Origin of the sequence: Pseudomonas sp. P39-UII1, assembly GCF_039672635.1 — a bacterium.
Taxonomy (GTDB): Bacteria; Pseudomonadota; Gammaproteobacteria; order Pseudomonadales; family Pseudomonadaceae; genus Aquipseudomonas.
This window is the reverse complement of the sequence record NZ_JBDFPP010000029.1, coordinates 1-26534: the sequence shown is the minus strand read 5'-3', so window position 1 is coordinate 26534 and position 26534 is coordinate 1. Positions and strand designations below refer to the sequence as shown.

Annotated in this window: 23 protein-coding genes; 12 read left to right on the top strand and 11 right to left on the bottom strand. The window is 64.4% G+C overall.

Features of this window, described 5'->3' with window-relative positions:
• Positions 1 to 2 precede the first annotated feature (2 nt).
• The 3 genes from mgrA to ABEH27_RS23400 all read right to left on the bottom strand — a co-directional run bounded on the left by mgrA (position 3) and on the right by ABEH27_RS23400 (position 4660).
• The gene (mgrA, locus tag ABEH27_RS23410; protein WP_346615846.1) at positions 3 to 1046 is read right to left on the bottom strand and encodes an L-glyceraldehyde 3-phosphate reductase; all 1044 of its coding nucleotides are present in this window, start codon (positions 1044 to 1046) and stop codon (positions 3 to 5) included.
• Entirely contained in the window at positions 1043 to 2377 is a 1335-nt protein-coding gene (locus ABEH27_RS23405) for an LLM class flavin-dependent oxidoreductase (RefSeq protein WP_346615845.1), read from the bottom strand. Before ABEH27_RS23405 ends, mgrA begins: the two co-directional genes overlap by 4 nt.
• A gap of 69 nt (positions 2378 to 2446) precedes the next feature.
• Positions 2447 to 4660: a TonB-dependent receptor gene (locus ABEH27_RS23400; RefSeq protein WP_346615844.1), complete on the bottom strand. Its 2214-nt coding sequence runs from the start codon at positions 4658 to 4660 to the stop codon at positions 2447 to 2449.
• 259 nt (positions 4661 to 4919) lie between these two features.
• Between ABEH27_RS23400 and ABEH27_RS23395 the strand changes: the two genes are divergently transcribed.
• A complete protein-coding gene (locus tag ABEH27_RS23395; RefSeq protein WP_346615843.1) occupies positions 4920 to 5966 on the top strand; it encodes a LacI family DNA-binding transcriptional regulator in 1047 nt (348 codons plus the stop codon).
• A gap of 65 nt (positions 5967 to 6031) precedes the next feature.
• Here ABEH27_RS23395 and sodC read toward each other — a convergent pair whose 3' ends face one another.
• Positions 6032 to 6547, bottom strand: a complete 516-nt coding sequence (gene sodC / locus ABEH27_RS23390; RefSeq protein WP_346615842.1) for a superoxide dismutase [Cu-Zn] SodC — start codon at positions 6545 to 6547, stop codon at positions 6032 to 6034.
• 121 nt (positions 6548 to 6668) lie between these two features.
• On the opposite strand from sodC, the gene ABEH27_RS23385 reads away from it, so the two are divergent.
• From ABEH27_RS23385 to ABEH27_RS23370, 4 genes are all read left to right on the top strand, one after another.
• On the top strand, positions 6669 to 7532 hold the full coding sequence (locus ABEH27_RS23385) for a LysR family transcriptional regulator (protein WP_346615841.1): 864 nt from the start codon (positions 6669 to 6671) through the stop codon (positions 7530 to 7532).
• A 113-nt stretch (positions 7533 to 7645) separates the two neighbouring features.
• Positions 7646 to 8563, top strand: coding sequence for an AEC family transporter (locus ABEH27_RS23380; RefSeq protein WP_346615840.1), 918 nt, complete (start codon positions 7646 to 7648; stop codon positions 8561 to 8563).
• A gap of 48 nt (positions 8564 to 8611) precedes the next feature.
• Positions 8612 to 9223 carry a cell wall hydrolase gene (locus ABEH27_RS23375; RefSeq protein WP_346615839.1) on the top strand — a complete coding sequence of 204 codons (612 nt, stop codon included), beginning with the start codon at positions 8612 to 8614 and terminating at the stop codon, positions 9221 to 9223.
• 238 nt (positions 9224 to 9461) lie between these two features.
• The gene (locus ABEH27_RS23370) at positions 9462 to 10313 is read left to right on the top strand and encodes a CAP domain-containing protein (RefSeq protein WP_346615838.1); all 852 of its coding nucleotides are present in this window, start codon (positions 9462 to 9464) and stop codon (positions 10311 to 10313) included.
• Here the strand turns inward: ABEH27_RS23370 and ABEH27_RS23365 are convergent.
• The gene (locus tag ABEH27_RS23365) at positions 10280 to 11275 is read right to left on the bottom strand and encodes a helix-turn-helix domain-containing protein (RefSeq protein WP_346615837.1); all 996 of its coding nucleotides are present in this window, start codon (positions 11273 to 11275) and stop codon (positions 10280 to 10282) included. The genes ABEH27_RS23370 and ABEH27_RS23365 overlap by 34 nt on opposite strands.
• Positions 11276 to 11381: 106 nt before the next feature.
• Between ABEH27_RS23365 and ABEH27_RS23360 the strand changes: the two genes are divergently transcribed.
• A complete protein-coding gene (locus ABEH27_RS23360; RefSeq protein ID WP_346615836.1) occupies positions 11382 to 11993 on the top strand; it encodes a LysE family transporter in 612 nt (203 codons plus the stop codon).
• On the opposite strand, the gene ABEH27_RS23355 is transcribed toward ABEH27_RS23360, so the two are convergent.
• Both ABEH27_RS23355 and ABEH27_RS23350 read right to left on the bottom strand, forming a co-directional pair.
• Positions 11990 to 13192, bottom strand: coding sequence for an MFS transporter (locus ABEH27_RS23355; protein WP_346615835.1), 1203 nt, complete (start codon positions 13190 to 13192; stop codon positions 11990 to 11992). The genes ABEH27_RS23360 and ABEH27_RS23355 overlap by 4 nt on opposite strands.
• A gap of 114 nt (positions 13193 to 13306) precedes the next feature.
• Entirely contained in the window at positions 13307 to 14206 is a 900-nt protein-coding gene (locus tag ABEH27_RS23350; RefSeq protein ID WP_346615834.1) for a LysR family transcriptional regulator, read from the bottom strand.
• Between the two features lie 117 nt (positions 14207 to 14323).
• Here ABEH27_RS23350 and ABEH27_RS23345 point away from each other — a divergent pair, with 117 nt between their 5' ends.
• The 4 genes from ABEH27_RS23345 (at position 14324) to ABEH27_RS23330 (ending at position 21040) form a co-directional block, all read left to right on the top strand.
• On the top strand, positions 14324 to 14677 hold the full coding sequence (locus ABEH27_RS23345) for a cupin (RefSeq protein ID WP_346615833.1): 354 nt from the start codon (positions 14324 to 14326) through the stop codon (positions 14675 to 14677).
• A gap of 122 nt (positions 14678 to 14799) precedes the next feature.
• A complete protein-coding gene (locus ABEH27_RS23340) occupies positions 14800 to 17004 on the top strand; it encodes a TonB-dependent siderophore receptor (protein WP_346615832.1) in 2205 nt (734 codons plus the stop codon).
• Positions 17005 to 17243: 239 nt separating this feature from the next.
• Positions 17244 to 19661 (top strand): glucose/quinate/shikimate family membrane-bound PQQ-dependent dehydrogenase, encoded by a 2418-nt coding sequence (locus ABEH27_RS23335; protein WP_346615831.1) that lies wholly within the window; start codon positions 17244 to 17246, stop codon positions 19659 to 19661.
• 110 nt (positions 19662 to 19771) lie between these two features.
• Positions 19772 to 21040 carry a carbohydrate porin gene (locus ABEH27_RS23330; protein ID WP_346615830.1) on the top strand — a complete coding sequence of 423 codons (1269 nt, stop codon included), beginning with the start codon at positions 19772 to 19774 and terminating at the stop codon, positions 21038 to 21040.
• A gap of 112 nt (positions 21041 to 21152) precedes the next feature.
• Here ABEH27_RS23330 and argE read toward each other — a convergent pair whose 3' ends face one another.
• Entirely contained in the window at positions 21153 to 22313 is a 1161-nt protein-coding gene (gene argE, locus ABEH27_RS23325; protein ID WP_346615829.1) for an acetylornithine deacetylase, read from the bottom strand.
• Positions 22306 to 22983, bottom strand: a complete 678-nt coding sequence (locus ABEH27_RS23320; RefSeq protein WP_346615828.1) for a DUF1028 domain-containing protein — start codon at positions 22981 to 22983, stop codon at positions 22306 to 22308. The genes argE and ABEH27_RS23320 overlap by 8 nt, the downstream gene beginning before the upstream one ends.
• 304 nt (positions 22984 to 23287) lie before the next feature.
• Between ABEH27_RS23320 and ABEH27_RS23315 the strand changes: the two genes are divergently transcribed.
• Both ABEH27_RS23315 and ABEH27_RS23310 read left to right on the top strand, forming a co-directional pair.
• Positions 23288 to 24607, top strand: a complete 1320-nt coding sequence (locus tag ABEH27_RS23315; protein ID WP_346615827.1) for an NAD(P)/FAD-dependent oxidoreductase — start codon at positions 23288 to 23290, stop codon at positions 24605 to 24607.
• Positions 24607 to 25023, top strand: coding sequence for a RidA family protein (locus ABEH27_RS23310; protein WP_346615826.1), 417 nt, complete (start codon positions 24607 to 24609; stop codon positions 25021 to 25023). Before ABEH27_RS23315 ends, ABEH27_RS23310 begins: the two co-directional genes overlap by 1 nt.
• Before the next feature lie 121 nt (positions 25024 to 25144).
• On the opposite strand, the gene ABEH27_RS23305 is transcribed toward ABEH27_RS23310, so the two are convergent.
• A complete protein-coding gene (locus ABEH27_RS23305) occupies positions 25145 to 26050 on the bottom strand; it encodes a LysR family transcriptional regulator (RefSeq protein ID WP_346615825.1) in 906 nt (301 codons plus the stop codon).
• Between the two features lie 311 nt (positions 26051 to 26361).
• Positions 26362 to 26534: integrase core domain-containing protein (locus tag ABEH27_RS23300; RefSeq protein WP_346612060.1), on the bottom strand; the 173-nt coding region annotated here is incomplete at its 5' end.

Genomic DNA, 26534 nt, shown 5'->3' with positions numbered 1-26534 from the left:
GGTCACTCCTTCCAGTCGGTCGAGGGTTTTTCCCAGAGGTTGATCCCGCCTTCCACGGCGTACTGGTCGATCTCGGCCAGCTCCTGGGCGCTGAACGCCAGGTTGTCGAGTGCGGCGACGTTCTCGATGATCTGCTCGGGCCGGCTGGCGCCGATCAGTGCCGAGCTTACCCGTGGATCGCGCAGGGTCCAGGCCAGGGCCAGCTGGGCAAGGCTCTGGCCGCGGCGCTGGGCGATTTCGTTCAGGGCGCGGGCGCGGGCGATGTTGGCCTCGGACAGGTGCTGGGGCAGCAACGAGCCACCGCCTGCCCGGTTCACCCGCGCATCGGCGGGGATGCCATCGAGGTACTTGTCGCTGAGCAACCCCTGGGCCAGGGCGGTGAACACGATCACGCCGGCGCCTACCTCAGCGGTGGTGTCCAGCAGGTCATGTTCGATCCAGCGGTTGAACAGGTTGTACGAAGGCTGGTGAATCAACAGCGGCACATGCAGCTCGGCCAGCAGCGCGGCGATCTCGCGGGTCTTGCCGGCCGAGTAGGACGAGATGCCGATGTACAGCGCCTTGCCCTGGCGGACGATATCGGCCAGGGCGATGGCGGTCTCTTCAAGCGGCGTGTCGGCGTCGAAGCGGTGCGAGTAGAAGATGTCGACATAGTCCAGGCCCAGGCGCTGCAGGCTCTGGTCGAGGCTGGAGATCAGGTATTTGCGCGAACTGCCGCCCTGCCCGTACGGCCCCGGCCACATGTCCCAGCCCGCCTTGCTGGAGATGATCAGCTCGTCGCGGTAGCTGCGCAGGTCTTCGCGCAGCAGGCGGCCGAAGTTGGTCTCGGCGCTGCCGTAGGGTGGGCCATAGTTGTTGGCCAGGTCGAAGTGGTTGATACCGGCATCGAACGCGGTGCGCAGCAAGGCGCGCTGGGTATCGATGGGTGTGGCATCGCCGAAGTTGTGCCACAGGCCCAGGGACAGGGCCGGCAGCACCAGGCCGCTGCGGCCGACACGGCGGTAAGGCATGCGCGCATAGCGCTCGGGGTGTGCGATGTAGCTCATGGTTGGCCTCGCTCGGCAAAGTTGGGGTTGACGGGGCGCGCCAGCCCCAGGTGCTCGCGCAAGGTGCGGCCCTGGTACTGGCGGCGGAACAGGCCACGGCGCTGCAGTTCGGGGACCACTTGGCTGGCGAAGTCCTCCAGGCCCTGGGGCAGATGCGGCACCAGCACGTTGAAACCATCGGCGGCCCGGCCTTCAAACCAGGCCTGGAGTTGGTCGGCGATGTGCGATGGCGTGCCGACCAGGCTGTAATGCCCTCGCCCGCCGGCGATGCGCCGGCCCAGTTCGGCCAGGGTCAGTTGTTCATTGCCGGCCAGTTCGGTCAGCAGTTGCTGGCGGCTGCGCTGGCCGTCCTGGGTCGGTGGCAGCTCGGGCAATGGCCCGTCCAGCGGGTAGCCGGACAAGTCGAAGTTGCCCAGCATGCGCCCCAGCAAAGCGACGCCGACACGGGGATCGACCAAGTCCTGGAACTGCTGGAACTTGTCCTGCGCTTGGGCAGCACTGCGCCCCACCACGACAAACACGCCGGGCATGATCTTCAGCGAATCTTCGCCACGCCCATGCCGCGCCAGGCGGCCCTTGAGGTCGCTGTAAAAGGCCTGGGCACGGGCCAGGCTGGGTTGGGCGGTGAACACCACTTCGGCGCTTTCGGCGGCCAGTTCGCGACCGGCCTCGGAGGAGCCGGCCTGCACCAGCACCGGCCGCCCCTGGGGTGAACGGGCAACGTTGAGCGGCCCCTTGACGCGAAAGTGCTCCCCTGCGTGGTCCAGGGTGCGTACCGCGTCCGGGCGATGGAACTGGCCGCTGGCCTTGTCGCGCACAAAAGCGTCATCCGCCCAGCTGTCCCACAAGCCCTGCACCACCTGCTGGAACTCGCGGGCCCGGGCATAGCGCTGGGCGTGCGGGATATGCGCATCGCGGCCGAAATTACCGGCCTCGGCGGCGGCATCGGAAGTGACCAGGTTCCAGCCGGCACGCCCGCCGGAAAGATGGTCCAGCGAAGCGTACTTGCGCGCCACGTGGTAGGGCTCGTTATAGCTGGTGGTGGCCGTGGCGATCAGGCCGATGCGTTCGGTCACCGCGCTCAGTGCCGACAGCAGGGTCAGCGGCTCGAAGTACACCGAGCGGGCGCTGTGGCTGGCCAAGGCATCGGTCGGCGCGGCGACGCTGTCGGCAACGAAAAGCGCATCGAAACAGGCCGCCTCGGCGACTTGCGCGGCGCGCCGGTAGCTGGCGAAGTCCATCGGGTCGGCCGGCACATCCGGGTGGCGCCAGGCCGCCAGGTGGTGCCCGGTGGCCATCAGGAAGGCGCCGAGGCTCATTTGACGATTCATGTCGATCTCCTTGCAGGGGCCGCTGTGCGGCCCGAAGGGCTGGGTAATCTCCCACCGTTGAAAACGCGCTTAGAAGTCCTTGCGAAGCTGCACGCCGAAATAGCGCCCGTCGTCGCGTGGCACCGAGCGGTAGATGTAGTCCCCGCCACTGGCCAGCATTTGCGCGTACGACTTGTCACCGAGGTTCTTGCCCAACAGCGCCACGCGCCAGCCGTCGTTGTAGTCGGCCAGGGCAATGCTGGCGTTCCAGATACCGTAGGCGCCCTGCACGGTGTCGGGGTTTTGATCGAGGCTGAACTGCACCTCGTCCTGCCAGCTGTAGTCGCTGGACAGCTCGATATCCAGGCCGTTGTCCAGCGGTATGGTGTAGTCGGCCCGCACGTAGGTTTTCCAGTCCGGGGTGAACGGCAGGTGGCCGCCATCGATGTTGCAGTTGGCCGCCGCGCCTACCGGGCAGTTGAAGTGGTCGACCCGGGCCTTGGTGTAGGCCATCGCCGCCGACAGTTTGAGCTGGCGGGTGGCCTGGAAGCTGGCGTCGAGCTCCACGCCCTGGGTCTTGACCTTGCCGGCGTTGACCAGGCGGGTGACCACCTGGTTGGCGACGGTATCGAAGAAGTTGGCCTGGTAGTCGTCGTAGTCGGTGTGGAACACCGCGAGGTTGGCCATCAGGCGGTTGTCCAGCGCGGTGCCCTTGAGGCCGATTTCATAAGCGTCGGAGGTTTCCGGCTTGAGCGCATCGGTGTCGCGCGGCTGCATGTTGAAGAACACGTTGTAGGCCGGGCCTTTGTAGCCGCGCGAATAGGTCACGTAGCCGGTCAGGTTGTCGTTGAAGTCGTACTGCAGGCCGGTGCGGCCGCTCCAGCCGTCCTCGTCCACCGAGCCGGAGCTGGACGTGGATGGCTGGATGCCGGTCACGGCAGTGGCGGCTGTGGAGACGCGACGGTGGTCATAGTCGAGGTCGTCGTGGGTCCAGCGCAGGCCGAAGATGGCACGCAAGTCGTCGGTGAAGTTGAAGGTGTTTTCGCCGAACAGGGCGACGCTGTCGTTGGTGGTGGAGTAATCCGCCCGCCCGCGGTTGGCCACAGCATCATTGACCGACAGGCGCTGGTAGGTTTCGTTGGACGTGCCATGCATGTAGAAGGCGCCCAGCACGTATTCGTTGAACTGCCCTTTGGGCGAGGTCAGGCGAAACTCTTGGCTGTACTGGTCGTAATCAACCGTGCCCTTGTCGTGGGAAGCGGTCACGGGCAGCAAGGCCCGGCGATCGCCGTCCTGGTACTGGGTGTTGTCCCAGCCGCGCCAGGCGCTGATCGAAGTCAGGGTGTAATCGCCCAACTGCCAGTCGAGCTGGGCCGACAGGCCCTGGTTCTCGTCTTCGACATGGGTTTTGAAGTCGCTGTTGATGTCGCGGTTGTGGGCGCTTGGCGTTACCGGACGAAGCTGGTTGGTGAAGGCGGTACTGGCGCGGGTGACCACGCCGCTGGGCAAGGTGTCTTCACCCTTCATGTAGTCGCCGATCAGGGTCAGGCGCAGGGCTTCGCTGGGCTCGAACTCCAGCTTGCCGCGCACACCTTTGCGCCCGTAACCGTTGACGTCATGGCCATTGGCGACGTTTTCGACGTTGCCGTCGTAGTCGCCCCATAGGGTGCTCAGCGAGCCCTTGAACTGCTCGTTCAGGCGCCCGCCAATGCCAAAGCGCAGGCGGTTTTCGTCACCCCCGCCGAAGTGTGAATAGTCCACGTAGCCCTGGGTGTGCTCGGGGATGGCTTTACTCACCACGTTCAATACACCGGCCGAGGCATTCTTGCCGAACAGCGTGCCCTGCGGGCCGCGCAGCACTTCGATGCGCTCAAGGTCGAGCAGGTCGAGGGTGGACTGGCCAGGGCGGCCGAACACCACGCCATCCACCACCGTGGCCACGGTAGGCTCCACGCCTGGGGACGTGGAGATGGTGCCCACGCCACGGATGAACAGCGATGTGTCCTTGTTCGAAGCACCGGCACGGTAGTTGAGGGTGGGTACTTGCTGGACGATGCTGGCAACGTTGTTGCGGTTGTCACGCTCAAGCTGTTCGCCATCGACCACCGACACCGCCACCGGTACTTCCTGGAGGGTCGATTCACGCCGGGTGGCGGTGACGGTCACCGCGCCCAGCGACGTGGCCTGCGGCGCTTGCTCGACCGTCTCTGCGGCCTGGGCGCATTGGCCGACGGCGGCCAGCAGCACGGCGGCAGCCAAAGGGTGGTGTTGGGTAAAGGGGAAGGCGCTACGGCTTATATGCATGATGCTCACTCTGCCAATCGAGACCAGACCAGGCCCGGGCATGGGCCGACACGGATGTTGCTGTGGGTGTCTGGTCTCGCTCGTGCGAGTGGCAGGCGCTTGCCAACAGCAGCGCTTGTTAGCGCTAACATGAGCAAGTATCAGGACCGCTGCTTAGCAGGTCAAATACTAAAAAAGCAGATTTATATGCCATTAAGCTATTTGCCAGCGGCCTGCACGTTAGCGCTAACATCGCGGCATTTCATCCAGGAATCCACCTGTGAGCCAAGCCAAGGATTCACCCCGCAAACGCCGCGGCGCCGGCCGGGTCACCCTCGCCGAAGTGGCGCGCGCGGCCGAGGTCTCGGCCATCAGCGTTTCGCGCTACTTCAACCAGCCCGAGCAGGTGTCACCGCCCCTGCGCGAACGCATCGAGGCCGCCGTGCAAGCGTTGGGTTATGTACCCAATCTGGTGGCTGGCGGCCTGGCGTCGGCCCGCGGGCGAATCGTCGGCATGGTGATCCCGAACATCTCCGGCCCGATCTTCGCCCAGACCATCCAGGCCTTCAGCGACACCCTCAGCCAGCACGGCTATCAGCTGCTCCTGGCTTCCAGTTACTTCGATGAGGCGCAGGAAGAAAGCGCCGTGCGTGCCTTTCTGGGGTGGTCGCCTGCTGCGCTGGTTGTCACCAGCCGTTTTCACAGCCCGGGCACCGAAAAAATGCTGGCGGACGCCGACGTGCCGGTGGTGGAGATCTGGGACTACAGCCCGCAGCGCACGCCTTTGCAGGTTGGTTTTCTGCATCATCAGGTTGGCGTGCAGGCCTGCCGTTACCTGCTGGACAAGGGCCACCGACGGATCGCCTTCGTGCAGAACAGCGCTGCGGGCGACCTGAGTGCCCTGGAGCGGCGCGACGGTTACATCGAAACGCTCAAGGCAGTCGGGCTTGAGCCCTGGGTGTTTGTGCCGTCTGCCAATACCGCTCCGTTCGAAGCGGGCAAGCAGGCCATGGAGGCATTGATTCGGCGCAGCCCGCGGCCGCAGGCGATCATCTTCGCCAACGACAACCTGGCTGCAGGTGCCCTCCTCGCCGGCCAGCGCGCCGGGCTGCGGCTGCCCGAGGACATGGCAATCGTGGGGTTTGGTGACTATGCGTTTGCCGAAATGCTGTTGCCGAGCCTGACCACCTTGCGCCCGCCATCGCGGCAGATTGGCGAGTTGGCTGCGTTGCGAGTACTGCAGCACCTGGGGGCGGTGACGCATGAGGGTGAGGTGCAACGCCTGAACTTGCTGGAATGTGAGCTGATAGGCCGTGAAAGTGCGTAGCGCGCTGGCCAGGTGAAAACCGTGGGCTGGCTGCGGGGTGCGCGGCCAGCCCACTGGCGCTGTCGTTACTCAACGACCCCGCAGGCAAACCGTGCACCACCGCCACCGAGTTTCTCGGGGTGATCGCTGTGGTTATCACCCCCGGCATGCACCATCAGCGCATGCCCTTTGAAATCAGCCGCCTTCAGGCGTGGCGCCAATACGGGGTAAGTGGCCTTGCCGTCAGCGCCGACATACAGCGCTGGCAGGTCACCACGGTGGCCGCTGTCGTCATAGGGACCCTTGTGCGCATTGGTCTTGTCCGGGTCCCAATGGCCGCCCGCTGCGCCTGCAGGCACGGGCTTGCCGTTCTCCTCGGCCGGTGCACACGAGGGGTTCTGGTGCAGGTGAAAGCCATGCACGCCTGGCGGCAGGTCCTTGAGGTCCGGCGTGAGCACGGTGCCGTATTTGTTCTGTTCGATGCTGATGGTGCCGATCACTTTGCCGGGGCCATCGGGCCCGGCGAGCTTGAGCTCCACCGTCTGCGCGGCCTGAGCGAGGCCGGCGGTGGCCAGTAACGCGGTGAATAGCACTGCTTTCATGTCGTGTCTCCATGGCTTGGGATGCGCGGGTGTCGTACCCACATAACAGGTGGGACTGCGCAGGTTGCCAGGCATTCCATCCGGCCACAGAATGAAATACTTCCTTCCGGAGCCTGTCCGCGTGTCCCTCAAAGCCTTGCGTACCCTCGTGACAATCGCTCGTCATGGCACCTTCGCGCGTGCCGCCGACCTGCTCAGCCTCACGCCCTCGGCGGTGAGTTTGCACATCAAGACGCTGGAGGATGAGCTGCAGGTGCCATTGTTCGACCGCAGCCGCCGGCAGGTGGTGCTGACCGAGGCCGGGCAGCTGGCCGTGGCGCGGGCCGAAACCATCCTGGCGGCCTACGACGAACTGGCCGATGCCCTGGCCAGCGGCCCGCGCCTGCGCGGCCGGCTGCGCCTGGGCGCGATCCATACGGTATTGGCGCGGCGCCTACCCAAGGCGCTGGTGTGGATCAAGGCACATCACCCTGACCTGCACATCAGCGTGGCGTCGGGCATGTCGGCGGAACTGGCGCGGCGCATAGAGGACGGCGACCTGGATGCTGCCATCACCACCGAGCCAGTCAGCCCCTACCCGCAGAGCCTGGACTTCACGCCCTTGTTCGAGGACCGCTTCTGGGCCATTGCCAGCCCCGAGCTCGCTGGCCAGAGCCTGCCGCAGCTGTTGGCCAGCCAGCCGTTTCTGCGCTTCGACAAGCGCGCCTGGGCTGGCCGGCAGATCGAACAGGAACTGCGCCGCCAGCACCTGCAGGTCAGCGAACAGATGGAGCTCGACAGCCAGGAAGCGCTGGCGCACATGGCGGTGATGGGCCTGGGGGTTGCGATCATCCCCGTGTCGGACGAAGACCTGCAGCGCTTGCCGCCGGCCACCTGCCTGCCGTTTGGCGAACCGCAGCTGAAACGGCGGGTGGTGCTGCTGGAGCATGAGAAAAGCCAGCGACGGCATCTGAGTGCAGTGTTGAAGACCGCACTGGAAGCTTGATCGGGCTGCGATAACCCTGCAGTTTTTCTCAACAGTCACTGCAGAAATCAGCGTTTTTACCAATCAGTCAGCCAAGCTACCCTGTGCCGGTACCCGACCACGGACCGTCACCCATGCTCCAGTTGCTGCTGACCACCTTGCTGCCCATCGTTCTGTTGATCGCCCTGGGTACACTGCTTCGCGTGCACGGTTTTCTCGGGGAGCATTTCTGGCCGGGCGCGGAGCGCCTGAGCTACTACGTGCTGCTGCCCTCGCTGTTTCTCCACGGCCTGGCCACCGCCAACCTTGATGGCGTGCCGGTGCTGGGCATGGTCGGCGTGCTGATGCTCTCGACCGTGCTCGGCGCTGCGCTGCTGGTGCTGTATCAGGGCGCGGTGAACCACGACGGTGCGGACTTCACCTCGGTGTTCCAGGGCGGCGTGCGTTTCAACAATTACATCGGCGCCACGTTGGCGGCGGGTATCTACGGCAGTGCCGGCATTGCACTGGCGGCGGTGGCCAATGCCGCCATCGTGCCGTTGGTGAACCTGCTGTGTGTGCTGGTGTTCGCTCGTTTCAGTGCACGCCATAGCTCCCCGGCCACGGTGCTGCGGGCGATCTTCGCCAACCCGCTGATCGTCGGCTGTGCCGGTGGGTTGCTGCTGCGCGTCACTGGCCTGGGCTTGCCGGCAGGTATCGAGCCGACGGTCAAAGCACTGGGCCAGGCTGCCCTGCCCCTGGGCCTGCTGTGCGTCGGCGCCGCGCTGGGTGGCGCCAGCATCGGCCGCCAGGTGCGGCCGCTGCTGGCCGCCTCGATGTTCAAATTTCTGGTCATGCCCTTGACCACCTGGGGCCTGTGCCGCCTGCTTGGCCTGGGCGGTCAGGCGGCGGTGGTGGCGGTGCTGTTCCAGGCGCTGCCGACGGCTTCGTCATCCTATGTGATGGCACGGCAGATGGGCGGCAACGCACCGTTGATGGCGACCATCATCGCCCTGCAGACGGTGGCCGCCGCCGTGACCTTGCCCTTGGTGTTAATGCTTTCGCTGAATTGAATACGCTTGGCTAGACTGTCAAGCAACCCACAGTTCGGAACCTCGACCATGCGCCTTTCGTGGATGGTGATCGGCTTGACCTCGGCCCTGCTCGCAGGCCCTACACATGCTGCCGACACTGCCAAGGCCGCAGTGGCCGAAGACAAGGCCGAGGTGCTGGAGAAAAAAGTGGTCGAAGACGCGCCACCACCAAAAAAGGCCGAAACCCTCACGCCTGTCGAGGTCAAGGCGGTCGACCCGGCGGGCCAGGCACCGATGGACGACAGCATCACCTGCCTGGCACGCACCATCTACTGGGAAGCCAAAGGCGCCGATGAAAAAGACATGAGCGCAGTGGCCAGCGTGGTGATCAACCGATTGGGCAAGGACGGCTTCCCGGACTCGATCTGCGGGGTGGTCAAGCAGGGTGTGGAGAGCAAGTCCTGCCAGTTTTCCTGGTGGTGTGACGGGCGCTCCGACCAGGTCGAGGAACCGCAGCGCTATGACATCGCCAAAGAGATTGCGCGCAAGGCGCTCAACCAGCAGCTCAAGGACAGTACCGGTGGCGCACTGTATTTCCATGACCGCAGGGTGCGCCCGGACTGGGCCAAGGCCTACCGCAGGACCGCCGAAACCCGTCACTTCCTCTTCTACAAGCCGAACCAGGCACTGGCGCGCTGACCCGAGCCGTTCACCAGGCAGTGGTCGCCCTGAGCCTGGCGACCACTGTTTCTCGGCACAGTTACGAATGATTACCAAACCGTCGCACTTTTCAGGCCCACAGTGGTCTACTCCCTCTTTTGCCACCTTCAAGCCTTTGCTGGCGTTTTTTGCTTTGCACGACACCGGGCCAAAAGCCTTGGGCTTGTGTAGGATGAGCAGCGCATACCAAGACGCTGCCAGTCACAGGGAGATCCACATGCGCGTCCTGTCATCCGTTGCCGCCTTGTCGCTGGGCCTGGTCGTTTCGACTTCAAGCCTGGCGGCCACCGGCGAAGAGGCGCAACTGATCGATTCGATCAATGCCTACCGCAGCCAGGCTCAGCCTTGCGGCGGCGAAGCATCGCTGGAGCTGCCACCGCTCAACAGCGATACCCGCCTGGCGCTGTCGCCAGAAGGCACCCGCGACCTGCAGCAGGCCATGACCCGTGCCGCCTACCCGATGGTCAACGTGCAGGCCATCAGCCTGTCCGGCCCGCGCGATGCCCGCGCCGCCATGCACGCCATCGAAGAAAGCTTCTGCCAGGTGGTGCTCGACCCGCAATTCGTCGACATTGGCGTCAGCCAGGAGGGCCGCGACTGGCGCGTGGTGCTGGCGCGCCCGCTGCTCAGCGGGCGCCTCGGCGATTGGCAGGCCGAGGGGCAGAAGCTGATGCAGGCGATCAACGTTGCACGCAAGGCCCCGCGCCAATGCGGTGGGCAACCGTTCGCCGCAGCCCCTGCGCTTAGCTGGAGCACTGCCCTGGCGGGGGTCGCGGCCAACCATACGCGGGCCATGGCCAACCAGAACTTCTTCGACCACATCGACCGCGACGGGCGTACGCCGGGCGACCGTGCGGAGCTCGCGGGCTACCTGTACCAACAGATTGGCGAGAATATCGCCGCCGGGCGCGACACCGCGCAGAAAGTGGTCGATGGCTGGCTGGCAAGCCCCGGACATTGCGCCACGTTGATGAACCCGGACTTCCGTGAGGTCGGTGCTGCTTATGCCGTGGACCCGAAGAGCGATGCGGGCATTTACTGGACGGGGTTGTTCGGAACCCCGCAGTGACCATCACGGCGTAGCGCCAGCGCCGTGCAGCCAAACCGCCGGCGCACGCACCGGCCCAGGTAGCTCGCGTCACCCAGCCCCACCTCGTCGGCAATTTGCGCAAGGCTGTGGCTGGAATTGAGCAGGCGCCACCGGGCCTGCTGCAGGCGCATTTCCAACCACCAGGCCTTGGCGCTCATGCCGTGGCTGGCCTGGAACTGCCGGTCCAGTTGCCGTCGGCTGATCGCCAGTTCCGCTGCCAGTCGTTCGATAGTCAAACGCTCCCCCAAATGATGGCGCATCAACGCCAATGCGCGTTGTACCTGACGCCCCTGCCCCGCCTCGGCGTCCAGTGATCGCAAGGCGTGGCGGCTATCGCGGGACTCATCCACCAGCATGTCGGCCAGGCCTTTGAGCGCGCGTGCGCGACCGCAGGCGGCCGCCAGCAGGGCTACCGCAAGGTCGATGGCCGCGGTACCGCCGGCACAGGTAATACGTGCACCGTCGATGCAGTACAGCTGCTCGGGCAGCAACTGCAGGTGGGGAAATGAGGCGCGAAACTCAGCTTCATGCCGCCAATGCACAACCACCTTGTAGCCGTCCAGCAAGCCACAGGCCGCCAGCAGAAAAGCCGCGTTGTCGATGGCCACCAGCTTGGCGCCCGCCTTGGCGGCGCGCTTTAGCAGGCTTTCATAGCGTGGCGCGAGGCCGGCAGTGGCCGCGGCATTGCGGCTGCCGAACAGCACCAGGTAGTCGTAGTCGGCCAACGCGAGCTGCTCGGCAATCGCTTCCACCTGCATCACCGCGCCGCTGCTCGACACCACGGGCTCGCGGGTTAGCCCGGCCAGTGTCCAGCTGCAATAGCGTTGGCGGCTGTAGTCTTCGTCGTCGGCACTGAAGCGCAGCTTGTCGAGAAACGCACCGAACGGCAGCAAGGCGAAGTCCGTCAATGGCAGGATCAACAGGCGAATATCGGGGGGCATGCAAGGATGTCCAGAAACAACCATCAGATGTCCGGATAATACCCTGCTTGTTCGCTGTGGTCGCTTAAACTGCGCCCTTGATCATTGACTGACGCAAGGCGCTGACATGGCTCTGGACACCTGGCTTCTCTACCTGCTGGCAAGCATCGGCCTGTCACTGACACCCGGCCCGAACAGCCTGCTGGCCCTGACCCACGGCGCACTGTATGGCGCGCGTCGCACCTTGTTCACCATCGTTGGCGGGGTGTTCGGCTTCAGCGCATTGATCGCTTTGGCCATGTTCGGGCTCACTGCCCTGCTGCAGGCATCGGCGTCTGTATTGACCGTGCTGAAGTGGGTGGGCGGCGCGTATCTGCTGTGGCTGGGTATCCAGCTGTGGCGCAGCCCGGCGCTGCAGCTGGAGGTGAATACCCGGGCTGCACGGCTGAGCAATGCCGGGATGTTCCGCCAAGGGCTGCTGTCGGCCATGGCCAACCCCAAGGTGCTGCTGTTTTATGGGGCGTTCCTGCCACAGTTCATCGACCCGCAGCGGGGGTTGTTCGTGCAGTTCGTGATCATGGCAGCGACCTTCGCCAGCGTGGAATTCGTGGTCGAATACCTGCTGGCGCGGTTGGCGTTCCGTATCAAGCCTTGGCTGGCCAAGGGGGGTAGAGGTTTCAATCGCTGCTGCGGGGGCTTGTTTGCGTTGATTGGCGTGGCATTGCCGCTCGGGCGCTAGGGTTTGCGCCGCGAAGCCAGCAGGAACACCAGCAGCGCGATGCCAGGCAAGGCGGCGCCCAGCACTGCCACGCCCTGCCAGCCATAGTGGGTAAACAGCGCACTGGCCACTGCCGAGCCCACGGCCCCGCCGAGGAAGATACTGGTCATGTACAGCGCATTGAGCCGGCCGCGGCTGGCCGGGTCCAGCGCATAGACCTCGCGCTGGCCGATCACCATGTTCATCTGCACGGCAAAATCCAACAATACGCCGGTGAGCCCCAGGCCGACCACGCTATACCCCGGGGTGGTCAACCCCAGCAGCAGCGCCGCGGGCGCCAGGATCAGGGCCAACAGTGAAGCGGCGCGGGCATGGCCGGCATCGGCCAGGCGCCCCGCCATCGGCGCTGCGATGGCGCCGACCGCGCCCACCAGGGCAAACAACGCGATCTGGCTTTGCGACAGGCCATGCTCCGACGCCAGGGCCAGTGGTACTGCCGTCCAGTAGAGGCTGAAGGCCGCGAACATCAACGCCTGATACAGCGAACGCTGGCGCAGCACGGCGTGCTGGCGCAACAGGGCGATCAACGACACCATCAGCTGGGCATAGCTGGCCTTGTGGTCGGGCACACGCCGCGGCAGGGTCAACGCCAACAGCAGGATGATCGCCAGCATCAGGCCCGCCGCACCGATGAACACCGTGCGCCAGCCGAAATGGTCAGCCACCAGGCTCGACAGCGGCCGCGCCAGCAAGATGCCCAGCAGCAGGCCGCCCATGATGTTGCCCACCACCCGGCCGCGCTGTTGCTCCGGCGCCAGGTGCGCAGCCAGCGGGATAAGCATCTGCACCGCCACCGAACTGAAGCCGATCAGCAAGGCATAGCCGAGAAACAACTGGCCCTGACCATGGCCGCTGGTGCCTGCCAGCAGCAGGCTCACGCAGGCAAGTACTGCGGTGACGATCATCAAGCGGCGGTTTTCAACCAGGTCGGCCAACGGCACCAGCAACAACAGGCCCAGTGCATAGCCCAATTGGGTCAGTGAGACGATCAGGCTGGCCCGCTCGCTGGACAAGCCAAGGTCCGGGGCAATCAGCCCGACGATGGGTTGGGCATAGTAGATATTGGCGACGATCGCGCCGCAGCAGAACGCCAGCAGCGTAACCAGGGCGCGGCTCAGGCCCGGCGCTGTGGCCTGGGTGGCGGCAAGAGAGGGGTTCATGCGAGATTCCTCGGCATTGGGGTGGAATATGCCGGGCACATTAGCGGGGCCGTGCTGGCAAGGGAATCCAGGCGCGGCGCAACGAGCCTTTGCGCCGCGCGCAACGCCAGCAGCTCAAGGCGCGATCAGGCCTTCGCAGAACGTGATGAAGGCCTGAACGCGCCGTGACCCGCGATGGTTGGGCAGGTACAAGGCATTGATGCTGTCGTTGGCGGCCCCAGGGCTGATCCGCCAATCGCTGAACAGCCGCTGCAAACGGCCAGCAAGCACGTCTTCGCGGACCAGCCAGTCGGCCAGCAGCGCGATGCCGCTGCCCGCCAATGCTGCTTCACGCAGCAGGTCGGCGTTGGCACTGCGCAGCGGGCCGCTCACGTCCAGTTCCAGGGCCTGGTCGCCGCGCTGCAGCCGCCAGGGCCGCGCCTTCTGCCCGTAGCGAAAGCGCAGGCAGGCGTGCTCCAGCAATTGCCCGGGGTGCTGCAACGCTTCGCGCCCAGCCAGGTATTCAGGGCTAGCCACCAACCAACGCTCGAAGCGGCCGAGCTGCCGGCACACCAGTTCGTCGTTCGGCGAAGGGTCGCCTAGGCGAATCGACAGGTCGTAGCGGCCGTCCAGCAGGTCGTCGAGACGGTCGCTCATGTCGATGTCCAGCTCCAGCGCAGGATGGCGCGCCAGAAACGGCCCCAGGTGCGGCGCTATCACGCGCCGGCCGAACTCCACCGGCAGGCACAGGCGCAGTACACCGACAGGCTCATTGCCACGGTCGGCGACACTGGCGTCGGCCTCTTCCAACGCTGCGAAGATGTCCCGTGCACGGGCGTAATATCGGGCGCCGGCCTCAGTCAGGGTGACCTGGCGCGTGGAGCGGTTGAGCAATGTGGTACCGAGCGCCGACTCCAGTGCATCGACCAGGCGGGTCACCGACGAAGTGGCCACCCCAAGCGTGCGCGCTGCGGCGGAAAAGCCCTGGGCGTCGACGGTCGCGGTGAACATCTTCATCGCCAGCAGCTTGTCCATATGATTCCCTTTGCTTGAAGTCTCAGAAAAGTCCTACATCCTGCATGGGCGGTCAAGAAGCGCGCCGCCTTTCAATGCAGTCCATAGTGAATTACCTCCCATAGAGTGAGTATTCCTATGAAACCCGCCAACGTGCTGACCCCCCTTCCCCCTTGCGACCCTGCCGCGCCCGAGTGCGTCGATGACCTGCTGCAACGCCCCGGGCTACGCATCGAACGTATCGTTTCCAGCGGCCAATGCAGCCCGCCAGGCTTCTGGTACGACCAGCCCGAAGGCGAATGGATCGTACTGCTAAGCGGCGGTGCAGGGCTGCGCCTGGAACATGAAGCGCACACCCGGCTGCTGGCACCGGGTGATTGCCTCGACATCCCCGCCCACTGCCGCCATCGCGTCGAGTGGACCGCCCCCGGCACCCACACTGTCTGGCTCGCCGTGTTCTACAGCAGCGCAGCGCCCTGGCCAGCCAGCTGACCTGACCGCTCCAAACAGCCCCTTTTAACGCCTGCGCGGCTCCCGGCCATGGCGCAGTGCCCCCGCTCGCCTGTGAAACGCTACTCACAGCACGGCTTCAACCCCAACGCTGGACTTCCCGCATGCATCACATCGCTACCGACCGCACGATCCGCAACGCCTTGCGCAGCTCCGCCTTCGGCCTGGGTGCCGCCTCCTTCTGCGGCACCGCCCTCGCCGCGCCACCGGCCATCGAACTGCAGGACACCGATGTCACAGCGCCGGCCGCCATCAGCCCGCGCACCGAACGCTCAGCGTCGGTCAAGCAGGTTGCACCGCTGCTCGACACACCGCAGACCATCACGGTGGTGCCTGCCCCCGTGCTTGCTCAGCAACAGGCGCTCAGCTTGCGCCAGGTGCTGTCGAATGTTTCCGGCATCACCTTCAATGCCGGTGAAGGCGGTGGCGGCTCGGGCGACAGCATCAACATCCGTGGCTTCTCCGCCAACAACAACATCCAGGTCGACGGCCTGCGCGACAGCGCCCAGACCACACGTTCCGACACGTTCAACACCGAGCAGGTCGAGGTCATCAAAGGCCCCAACTCGGTGTTTGGCGGTGCCGGCACTACCGGCGGCACCATCAACCTCATCAGCAAGCAGCCGCAGTACCAGCCCTTCACCCACCTGGGTGGCAGCGTGGGCAGCGCCGACTATCAACGCCTGACCCTGGACAGCAACCAGCCACTGGGCAACATCGGCCAAGGCGGTGCAGTGCGCATCAACCTGATGACGCACCGCAACGAGGTGCCTGGCCGCCCCGGCATCGAACAGCAGCGCTGGGGCATCGCGCCCGCGCTTCAGCTAGGCCTGAGCGACGCCACCTGGCTGACCCTGAGCGCCTTGCATCAGGTTGATGACAACCTGCCCGACTACGGTGTGCCAGCCCTGGATGGCAAGCGCCTGACAGGTGTCGACCGCAAGGCCTACTTCGGCTGGAAAAACCTCGACAAGGAACACATCGAGCAGAACCAGTTCACGCTCAAGCTGGAGCACGACTTCAACGAACAATTGCAGCTGCAGCAGTTGGCCCGCCATGGGCAGCTCAAGCGCGACACGGTGGTGTCTGCCTCCCATGTCAACACCGAAGGTTTGCCGCCTGGGCGTTACCGCCCGGCTGGGCCACAGGGGTATGGCCGCGATGCCAGCACGTACATGTGGATCAGCCAGACCAGCCTGCGTGGCCACAATCAGTTGCTGGGCATGAGGCATGATTGGGTAGTTGGCGTTGAGTTGTCCCGCGAGACGCTGGACTTGAACACCTACCATCACGGCCTTGGCAAAGAACATTACCCAGGCAACGGCTATGAACTGGGTAACCCGCCCGTATATTGGACCGGGCCGCAGCAAAAGGCTGTCATGGGGTACAGCAAAACCGCGTTGACCGACCAGGCACTGTACCTGTTCGACACCGTGGCGCTGAATGACGCCTGGAGCTTGCACCTTGGCCTGCGCCATGACCGCTTCACCGGCAGCGCCAAAGGTTACTCCGCGGCCAACGTTCGCAACTCGGCGCTCAACACCGAGGACAACACCCTGAGCAGCCGTGCAGGGTTGGTCTACTCGCCAACGGAGCACGGCCGCGTCTACCTCGCCTGGGGCAATTCCTTCAACCCGTCGGCCGAAGCATTGGCCGGTAACGGGCGCGATCTAACCGTGGCAACCGCAGGCCTTGCCCCGGAAAGGAATCAGACCTGGGAGCTGGGCAGCAAGTGGGACTTGCTTGACCAGCGGCTGGAACTGGATGCGGCGGTATTTCAAATCATCAAGAGCAACGCCCGCGAAGCCTTGGCGGACGGCTCCACCGAGTTGTCCGGCAAACAACGCGTTCAAGGCGTGGAGCTGGGGCTCACGGGCCACCTGAGCGAGCGCTGGACGGTGTTTGCCAACTATACCTTCCTGGACAGTGAAACCCTCGAAGCCGCCGCCGAGGGGAAGAGCTTCGCCAGCAAAGGCCAGGCACTGGGCAATACACCGCCCCGCTCGATGAACCTCTGGACTACCTACCAGGTCACCGATGACTGGACCCTAGGCTACGGCGCCCGGCATGTCAGCGAACGCAACGTGACCTCCAGCACCACCGCCAAGCTCGATGCCTACTGGCTTCACAATGCCATGCTCGGTTATCGCGTGAGCCGGCAACTGGACCTTCAGCTGAACGTCAACAACGTATTCGACAAGGCTTATGTGGAGCGGGTGCGTCAGCAGAGGGGCGGCGCTGCACGCTCATCGGCCGTCGAGTACGGCGCGAGCCGGGCGGCAATCCTGACCGGCAATTATCGCTTCTAAGTAGAAAAAGGCCTGCTTTACGGCAGGCCTTCAGGACTAAGACAAAAGTATGATCCACGTTCATCAACCGCGAGCAAACACGTTGTTTGCCGCAGACTTCACCGCGTGATCTACACTTTTCGCGACAACCGCGCAAGTTCAACCCTGCGACAATCAGCCTCACAATATTATGTACTAACTTGTTAATTAGCTTGCTAAGGGCTTAAACTGCGCCCATTCCACCTGCTGAGATCCCTGGCATGAACGAAACACCGCGCGCCTCTGGCGCCACAAAAATCATCCTGGTCGGCTTGGGCGTTATCGTCGCCCTGCTCGGCCTTCTCCTGGCTGCTGGCGGCATCAAGCTGGCTGGCCTGGGCGGTTCCTGGTACTTCCTGATCGGCGGCCTGGCCATGGCCATCGCTGGGGTGCTCATCGCCCGGCGCAAAAAAGCTGGTGCCTGGCTGTACGCTGCTTTCCTGGTCGGTACTGCACTGTGGGCAGTGATCGACGCCGGACTGGTGTTCTGGCCGCTGTTCTCGCGCCTGTTCATGTTCGGCGCAATCGGCATGGTCGTGGCGCTGGTCTACCCGCTGCTGGTCCGCGCCAATGGCGGTAGCACCGGCCGTGGTGCCTACGGCATCGCCGGTGTGCTGGCCGTGGTGCTCGTGATCGCCGCCGGCAACATGTTCGTTGCCCACCCAAGCGTCGCGCCCACCGGCAAAGGCCCGGGCATGACCCCGGTAGAAGCCGGCAAGGAGCAGAAGGACTGGGCCCACTACGGTAATACCGAAGGTGGCAGCCGCTTCGCCGCGCTGGACCAGATCAACCGCGACAACGTCGACAAGCTCAAGGTGGCGTGGACCTACCACACCGGCGACGTGGCCATCAGCGACGGCAACGGTGCCGAAGACCAGCTGACCCCGCTGCAGGTCGGTAACAAGGTGTTCATCTGCACCCCGCACAACAACCTGATCGCGCTCGATGCCGACACCGGCAAAGAGCTGTGGAAGAACGAGATCAACGCCCAGTCCAAGGTCTGGCAGCGTTGCCGCGGCATGGCGTACTTCGACGCCACCGCGCCGATCGCCCAGCCAACCCAGCCGAACAGCTCGCCGATCACCGTCAGCAGCGTAGCGGCCGGTGCCAACTGCCAGCGTCGCCTGCTGACCAACACCATCGACGGCCGCCTGATCGCCGTTGATGCCGACACCGGTGAGTTCTGCCAGGGCTTCGGCAACAATGGCCAGGTCAACCTGATGGAAGGCCTCGGTGATGTGCCGGACTCCTTCTACCAGCTGTCCTCCGCGCCACTGATGGCCGGTACCACCGTGGTGGTTGGCGGGCGTGTCGCCGACAACGTCCAGACCGACATGCCAGGCGGCGTGATCCGTGGCTTCGACGTGATCACCGGGGCCATGCGCTGGGCTTTCGACCCGGGCAACCCGGAAGACCGCAACGCCCCGGCTGATGGCAGCACCTATGTGCGCAGCACCCCGAACAGCTGGGCGCCGATGTCCTACGACCCGGCGATGAACACCGTATTCCTGCCGATGGGCTCGTCGTCCACCGACATCTACGGTGTCGAGCGCAACAAGCTGGACCACACCTACGGCGCTTCGGTGCTGGCATTGGACGCGACCACTGGCAACGAGAAGTGGGTGTTCCAGACCGTGCACAACGACCTGTGGGACTTCGACCTGCCGATGCAGCCAAGCCTGATCGACTTCACCAAGGACGACGGCAAGTCGGTCCCTGCAGTCGTGATCGGCACCAAGGCCGGGCAGATCTACGTGCTCGACCGCGCCACCGGCAAGCCGCTGACCCAGGTCGACGAAGTACCGGTCAAGCCAAGCGACATCCCGAACGAACCGTACTCCCCAACCCAGCCTAAATCGGTGGGCATGCCGCAGATCGGCGCGCAGACCCTGACCGAGTCGGACATGTGGGGCGCCACGCCGTACGACCAGCTGCTGTGCCGTATCGACTTCAAGAAGATGCGCTATGACGGTCTGTACACCGCACCGGGCACCGACATATCGCTGAGCTTCCCGGGTTCGCTGGGTGGCATGAACTGGGGCAGCCTCTCCACCGACCCGGTGCATGGTTTCATCTTCGTCAATGACATGCGCCTGGGCCTGTGGATCCAGATGATCCCGTCGCAGAACAAGGGCCAGGCCGCTTCCGGTGGCGAAGCGCTGAACACCGGCATGGGCGCTGTACCGCTCAAGGGCACCCCGTATGCGGTGAACAAGAACCGCTTCCTGTCGATCGCCGGCATCCCGTGCCAGGCACCGCCGTTCGGTACCCTCACTGCCATCGACATGAAGACCCGCCAGGTGGCCTGGCAAGTACCGGTCGGCACTGTGGAAGATACCGGCCCGCTCGGCATCCGCATGCACCTGCCGATCAAGATTGGCCTGCCAACCCTGGGCGGCACCCTGTCGACCCAAGGCGGCCTGGTGTTCATCGCCGGCACCCAGGACTTCTACCTGCGCGCCTACGACAGCAGCAACGGTAACGAAATCTGGAAGGCCCGCCTGCCGGTGGGTAGCCAGGGCGGCCCGATGACCTATGTCTCGCCGAAGACTGGCAAGCAGTACGTGGTAATCACTGCGGGCGGCGCCCGTCAGTCGACTGACCGTGGCGACTATGTGATTTCTTACGCTCTGCCGTAAACCGCGTCGCTTTCATCGCCGGCAAGCCGGCTCCCACAGGGTCGATGCAAACCCTTGTGGGAGCCGGCTTGCCGGCGATGAGGCCCTGACAGTTCAACCGAGACCCAGCAATGCCATCCGTTATTCGTATCACTTCTCCCCTGCTTCTGGCCTTGGCCAGCACCACTGCCCTGGCCGACGGTGACCTCCTGACCCGCAGCACCATGACCGGTGACTGGGGTGGCTTGCGTCACCAGCTCGAGGAAGACGGTGTCAAGATCACCGGCGACTACAGCGGTGAAACCGCCTACAACGCCCACGGTGGCCTGCACCGTTCGGCGCGCTACTCGCAGAACCTCAAGTTCGGCGTGCAGTTCGACCTGTCGAAACTGTATGGCCTGGACAACGGCGGCAAGGTCCAGTTGACCATCAACGACCGCCGCGGCAACAGCGCCTCGGAGGACCTGGTGGGCAACCGCCTGCCGATCCAGGAAAACTACGGTGGCCTGTACACCCGTCTGACCGAACTGAGCTACGAGCGCAGCCTGTTTACCCCGGCGCTCAACGTCAAGCTCGGCTACATGGCCATGGGCAACGACCTCGGCGGCCTGGACAGCGGCATCCTGTGCAACTTCATGAACGCCGGCTTCTGCGGCCACCCGCTGAACATGTCCGGTGGCAGCGGCTGGACCAACTACCCCAACGCGCACCTCGGTGTACGCGTGAAGTACGACCTGTCACCGTCCTGGCAACTGCGCGTGGCGGCGTTCAACGTCGACCCGGAAAGCAACGGCAACTCCAGCCGCGCCTGGCACCTGGGCCCCAAGCACACCACCGGCACGGTGGTACCGGTTGAGCTGGTGTACAAACTGCAGGGTGAACTGCCGGGTGAGTACAAGCTGGGCTACTACTACGACAGCTCCGACGTCAAACGCATCGGCAGCGACAAGGAAGTGTCCGGCCGTGGCGGCCATTACCTGCTGATCGACCAGGCGGTGTGGAACGATGCCAGCTCGCCAGGCCGCAGCCTGCATGCCTTTGGCCAGTACTCGGCGTCGAGCGAAGCAGCCTCGCCGTTCACCAAGTGGTATGGCACCGGCGTCGTGTTGTACAAGCCGTTCGAAGGCCGCCCGCGTGACACCCTGTCGCTGGGCTATGGCCGCGCCGTACCCAACCCGCGCAGCCGCGACGTGCTGGAACACGCCGCGTTCAATGCCGGGCAGCAGTTCCCGAACATCGACAGTGCCGAGCAGTTGATCGAACTGAGCTATGGCTACCAGGCTACCCCGTGGCTGAACCTGCGCCCGGATGTGCAGTACATCATCGAGCCAGGTGCCTTCTCCGGGAAGGACATCGATAACGCGCTGGTGGTCGGCCTGCAGGTCAAGGCGACTTTCTGAGGCTTCGGGGCCGCTTTGCGGCCCATTCACGGGGCAAGCCCGCTCCCACAGGTTCCAGGAACAACTGTCCAATCTGTGGGAACGGGCTCGCCCCGCGAAGCGGCCGTCGCCGTCAGCCCTGCTGGAGGTAATCCACCAGCCTCAGCAGCATTGCATCACAGCCCTGCAACTGCTCCACGCTGACAAACTCATCCGGCTTGTGCCCCTGCTCCATGCTCCCCGGGCCACACACCACGGTCGGGATACCCGCCTGATCGAACAGCCCGCCTTCCGTACCAAAGGCCACCGTGCCGAAAGCCTGCGACCCACAGAGCTTGGCGAGCAACCGCGCCGCCTCGCTGTCGGCTGGCGTCGCCAAGCCCGGATATGCACTGATCGGCTCCAGGCGGATGCTACTGGCTGCATTCACCTTGCGCATACGGGGCAGCAACTCTGCTTCGGCATACGTCTGCAGTTGGTCGGCCACCGTCTGTGCTTCGAAGCCTGGCAAGGCACGCACCTCGAAGTCGAAGGCACACTCCTCGGGCACGATGTTCAATGCCCTGCCCCCTTTGATAACACCGGTCTGTACCGTCGAGAACGGTGGGTCGAAACGCTCGTCATGCTGCTCAGGCAACGCCAGTGCATCCCCGATCTCGCCCAGTTTCCCGATCAGCCTGGCGGCATACTCGATGGCATTGACCCCGTAAGGCGCATAGGCCGAATGGCACGCGGCGCCATGCACCTGGCAGCGCATGGCCAGTTTGCCCTTGTGCCCGAGCACCGGCTTGAGTTCGGTGGGCTCGCCGATCAGGCACATGCGCGGCTTGTGCGGGCGCTGTTCGAGCGCCGCAAGCATCGAGCGCACGCCCAGGCAACCAACTTCCTCGTCATAGGAGAACGCCAGGTGCACGGGCATGCGCAGCGGCTGCGCCAGAAACGCCGGCATCGCAGCCAGCACCGAGGCAATGAACCCCTTCATGTCGGCGGCACCACGGCCATACAGCCGCCCATCCCGCTCTGTCAGTTCAAATGGATCAACCGTCCACGCCTGGCCGTCCACCGGCACCACGTCGGTATGCCCGGACAGCACCACACCGCCGATATCCTTGGGGCCGATCGTGGCAAACAGGTTAGCCTTGGTGCCCTCAGGGTTGTGAAACAGCTCGCTCTCTACGCCGAGCGCGGCCAGGTAATCGCGAATAAAACCGATCAGCTGCAGGTTGGAATCGCGGCTGACCGTGGCAAAGCCGATCAGCCGGGCCAGCAAGGCGCGGCTGCTGAACTCACTCATCGCCAGGCACCCCATAGCTGGGCGCCGTGGTGGGGTCGAGGGCGCGGGTAACGTAATCCTGCATTTGCGGGCGGTACGCCTGCCACAAACCATCGAGTGCACCGATCGGGTCCTGCTCAGCCCAGTCGACGCGCAGGTCCACCAGCGGCCACGTCAGCTCGCCGGCAATCTTCAACGCCGCCGAGTGCACCGGGCCTGCCTCGCCACCCGCCGCCATTGCCGCGTGCATGGCTGCCAGCAAGCGGTCGGCCAGGTGCCCGCCAGCCTGCTCGAAGGCCTGCACCATGGCCTCGATCACCTGCACCGATGACAGCAGGTTACCGGCCGCCGCGCATTGCTCACCGGCCACCGCGTTGTGCACGCCCAGCGCTTCCTTGCCGGTGAACAGCGCCACCTGCCCGTGGCTGTCGATCACCGTGACCTGGCGATACTCGCTCCAGCCGTTGGCGCTGAGTACCCGGTCCAGCGCCGCGGCCGGCGGCAGCTGGCCCTGCTCCAGCGCATCGAGAATCTGCGGGCCTAGCGCCGGCAGGGTGATGTTCTGGGTGGACACGGCGCCGACACCTGCACGTACCCAAGGGCAACGGGCACCGACGGCGATGCTCGACGAACTGATTGCGATACCGACCTGGCCGGTTTCCTGGCAGCGACCGATGATGGAAAAGGTCATGTGTGTGCTCCTGTTGTTCTGTGCGATTGCAGGCCATGTGAACAGAACCCTCCCGTGCGCGAAACCAACATTTTCCTGTGCCTTGAAGAGGAAAAAACTAAGGCGCCGAACACCCCTGACAAACACTCGAAGAGCAGCTCGGATGATCGCTGCAAGCCTTATGCATCAAGGCCTTCGCCGTTTTATCGGCAAGTGCAAGCTAAATACTATTTTCGTGATTTGCCCAGCGTCCCTAGTCTGGCCCCAGGTAACGGCGGTCCTCCAAAACCGACCTGACAAAAACCGCCTGAACAAGGGCTCGGACATGACAATGAACAACATCGAAATCGACACCCTCGTCGTCGGCGCCGGCCAGGCCGGCGTGGCCATGAGCGAACACTTGAGCAAGCTCGGCGTGCCGCACCTGGTGCTGGAGCGCAAGCGCATCGCAGAAGCCTGGCGCACTGGCCGCTGGGACTCGCTGGTCGCCAACGGCCCGGTCTGGCACGACCGCTTCCCGGGGCTTGAATTCAACCTCGACGCCGACGCGTTCGCTGGCAAGGACCAGGTTGCCGACTACTTCGAGCAGTACGTACGCAAGTACAACCTGCCAGTGCGCACCGGCATCGAGGTAAAGAAGGTGGTGCGCAATGCCGACCGCCCAGGCTTCACCATCGAAACCAATGAGGGCGTGATCCGCGCCAACCGCGTGGTCGCCGCCACCGGCCCGTTCCAGCGCCCGGTCATCCCGGCCATCGCGCCGAAAGACGAGCAGCTGCACCAGATCCACTCCGCCGCCTACTTCAACCCTGAACAGCTGCCTGAAGGTGCCGTACTGGTTGTGGGTGCAGGTTCCTCGGGCGTGCAGATCGCCGAAGAGCTGATGCGCGCCGGGCGCCAGGTGTACCTGTCGGTCGGCGCCCACGACCGCCCGCCACGTGCCTACCGCAACCGGGACTTCTGCTGGTGGTTGGGTGTGTTGGGCGAGTGGGATGCCGAAATCGCCAAGCCCGGCCGCGAGCATGTGACCATCGCCGTCAGCGGTGCCCGTGGCGGCCACACCGTCGACTTCCGTGCCCTCGCGCACCAAGGCATGACCCTGGTCGGCCTGACCCAGTCGTTCGAAAACGGTGTGGCGCGCTTCCAGGACAACCTGGCCGACAACATCCGCCGCGGCGACGAAAACTACCTGGCCCTGCTCGACGCCGCCGATGCCTACATCGAACGCAACGGCCTGGACCTGCCGGAAGAGCCCGAAGCGCGCAAGCGCCTGCCCGACCCCGATTGCGTCAGCAACCCGCTGCGCGAACTCGACCTGGCCCAGGCCGGCGTTACCAGCATCATCTGGGCCACCGGTTACGGCGTGGACTTCAGCTGGCTGCAGGTCGACACCTTCGATGCCAACGGCAAGCCTCAGCACCAGCGTGGCGTGGCCCGCGAGCCGGGCGTGTATTTCCTCGGCCTGCCCTGGCTGTCGCGCCGTGGCTCGTCGTTCATCTGGGGCGTGTGGCACGACGCCAAGCACGTCGCCGGCCACATCGCCACCCAACGCACCTACCTGGCCTACCGCGACCGCGACCAGCGTGAAGCGGATGAACAGCAACCTACCTCGATCAGCAACGTCAGCACCCTCGGAGCCCACTGATGCCTACCCATACCCGCATCCGCATGTTCAACACCAAGGTCACCTACCCCAACCAGACCCTGGACAACGACCTGTGCCAAGCCGTGCGCGCCGGCAACACCATCTATGTGCGCGGCCAGGTTGGCACTGACTTCGAAGGGCGCCTGGTTGGCCTGGGCAACCCGCAGGCCCAGGCCGAGCAGGCGATGAAGAACGTCAAGCAACTGCTTGAAGAAGCAGGTTCGGACCTGTCGCACATCGTCAAGACCACCACCTACATCACCGACCCGCGCTTCCGCGAGCCGGTGTACAAAGAGGTGGGCAAGTGGCTCAAGGGCGTGTTCCCGATCTCCACCGGGCTGGTGGTGGCGGGGCTGGCCCAAGCTGAGTGGTTGATGGAAATCGATGTGATTGCGGTGGTGCCGGATCAAGCATGATCCATTGAAATGGCTAGGGGCGCGTTGCGCCCCATTCGCGGGGAAAGCCCGCTCCCACAGGGGTTGCAGCTGTTCAAGCACTGCACATACCTTGCGGGAGCGGGCTTGCCCCGCGAAGCTTTTACAGCTTGCCCAGTTCTTCCCGGCAGAATTCCACAAACAGCTGCGCCGGCTTGGTCAGCTGCACGCGCTTCAAACGCGCGGCCGCCAACCCCGACAGCGTCACCGGCTCGGCGATGTCCAGCGTCACCAGCTTCTGCCCGTCGTAGGTGAACGGCGAATGCGGCCGGGTCACCAGCAGTGAAAACCCGAACCCCTGCCCCACCATCCCGCGCACCATTTCGATCGAGGGCGAGCTGAACACGATGTTCGGCGTCAGGCCCAGCTCGTTGAACAGGCTGACGAAGTAGGTACGGCTCGGCGCCACGTCCAGCAGGATCATCGGCTCCGGGCACAGGTCACGCAGCGACACCTGCGCCTGCCCGGCAAAACGGTGCTTTTCAGGCAGCAGCACGTAGGGTTTCTGCGGCGGCATCAGCGGTTCGGTCTCGATGGTGCCATCGAGGTCGTGATCGTAGAGGAATGCCAGGTCGAAGGCGCCCGCGGTCAGGCCTTGGATCAGCTCCTGCTGTTCGCCGTCGCGCAGGCGGATGTCGACGCCCGGGTAACGCTCGCGGAAACCGGCGATCAGGCGTGGCAAGTACAAGGGCGCCACGGTCTCGAAACAACCAATGTCGATTTGCCCGGCCACGGTGTCGTTATCGGCCAGGGCGTTCTGCTCGAACTCGTGGGTCATCTGCAGCAGCGCCTTGGTCTTGGCATAGAAGCGCTTGCCGCTGGGGGTCAGCGAGACGCCCTGGGCGTGGTGGCGGATGAACAGTTGTACGCCGAAGCTTTCTTCCAGGCTCTTGATGGCCGTGGAGATCGACGGCTGGGCGATGTACAGCTGGCGCGAGGCCTCGGCCACGCTGCCGGCCTCGACGGTGGTAACGAAGTATTTGAGTTGACGCAGGGTGTAGGAAGCCACAGGCACCTCGTTGACGCCGTTCGCGGGCGCCTTGAAATTTCCTGTGACTTTACCTTGAGGCTTGATCCAGTGGGCGGCTGGGTGATGAAGGATTTGCCTATGGCTTGAGCATATTTTTCGTGATGGGCCGGCGCAGCGGGGGTATTGAAGTACATGGCGAACAGTGTTTTCCAGATCGAGCGCCGTGCGGGGGGCGCTTCGCGAAGCGCTTGCCTTGGGATCTTCAGCGCCCTTGAGATCGAGCGCCGCCCGCGCGGCGCATCGCGGCTAAAGTGTTCTGGTCAAGTTTTTCCGGACACCGATTACGGTGATCACGCCGCCTGCTGCTCCATAGCTATCGGCGACAGGTAGTTGTTGTGGCTGTGGAGCCTGATTCGGTTGTATCGCATGAAGAAGCTGGTCATATCCTGCCTGGCTTCATCAATTTCCTTGTAACCTTTGCTGGGCACCCACTCTGACTTCAGCGTCCCAAAGAAGCGTTCTG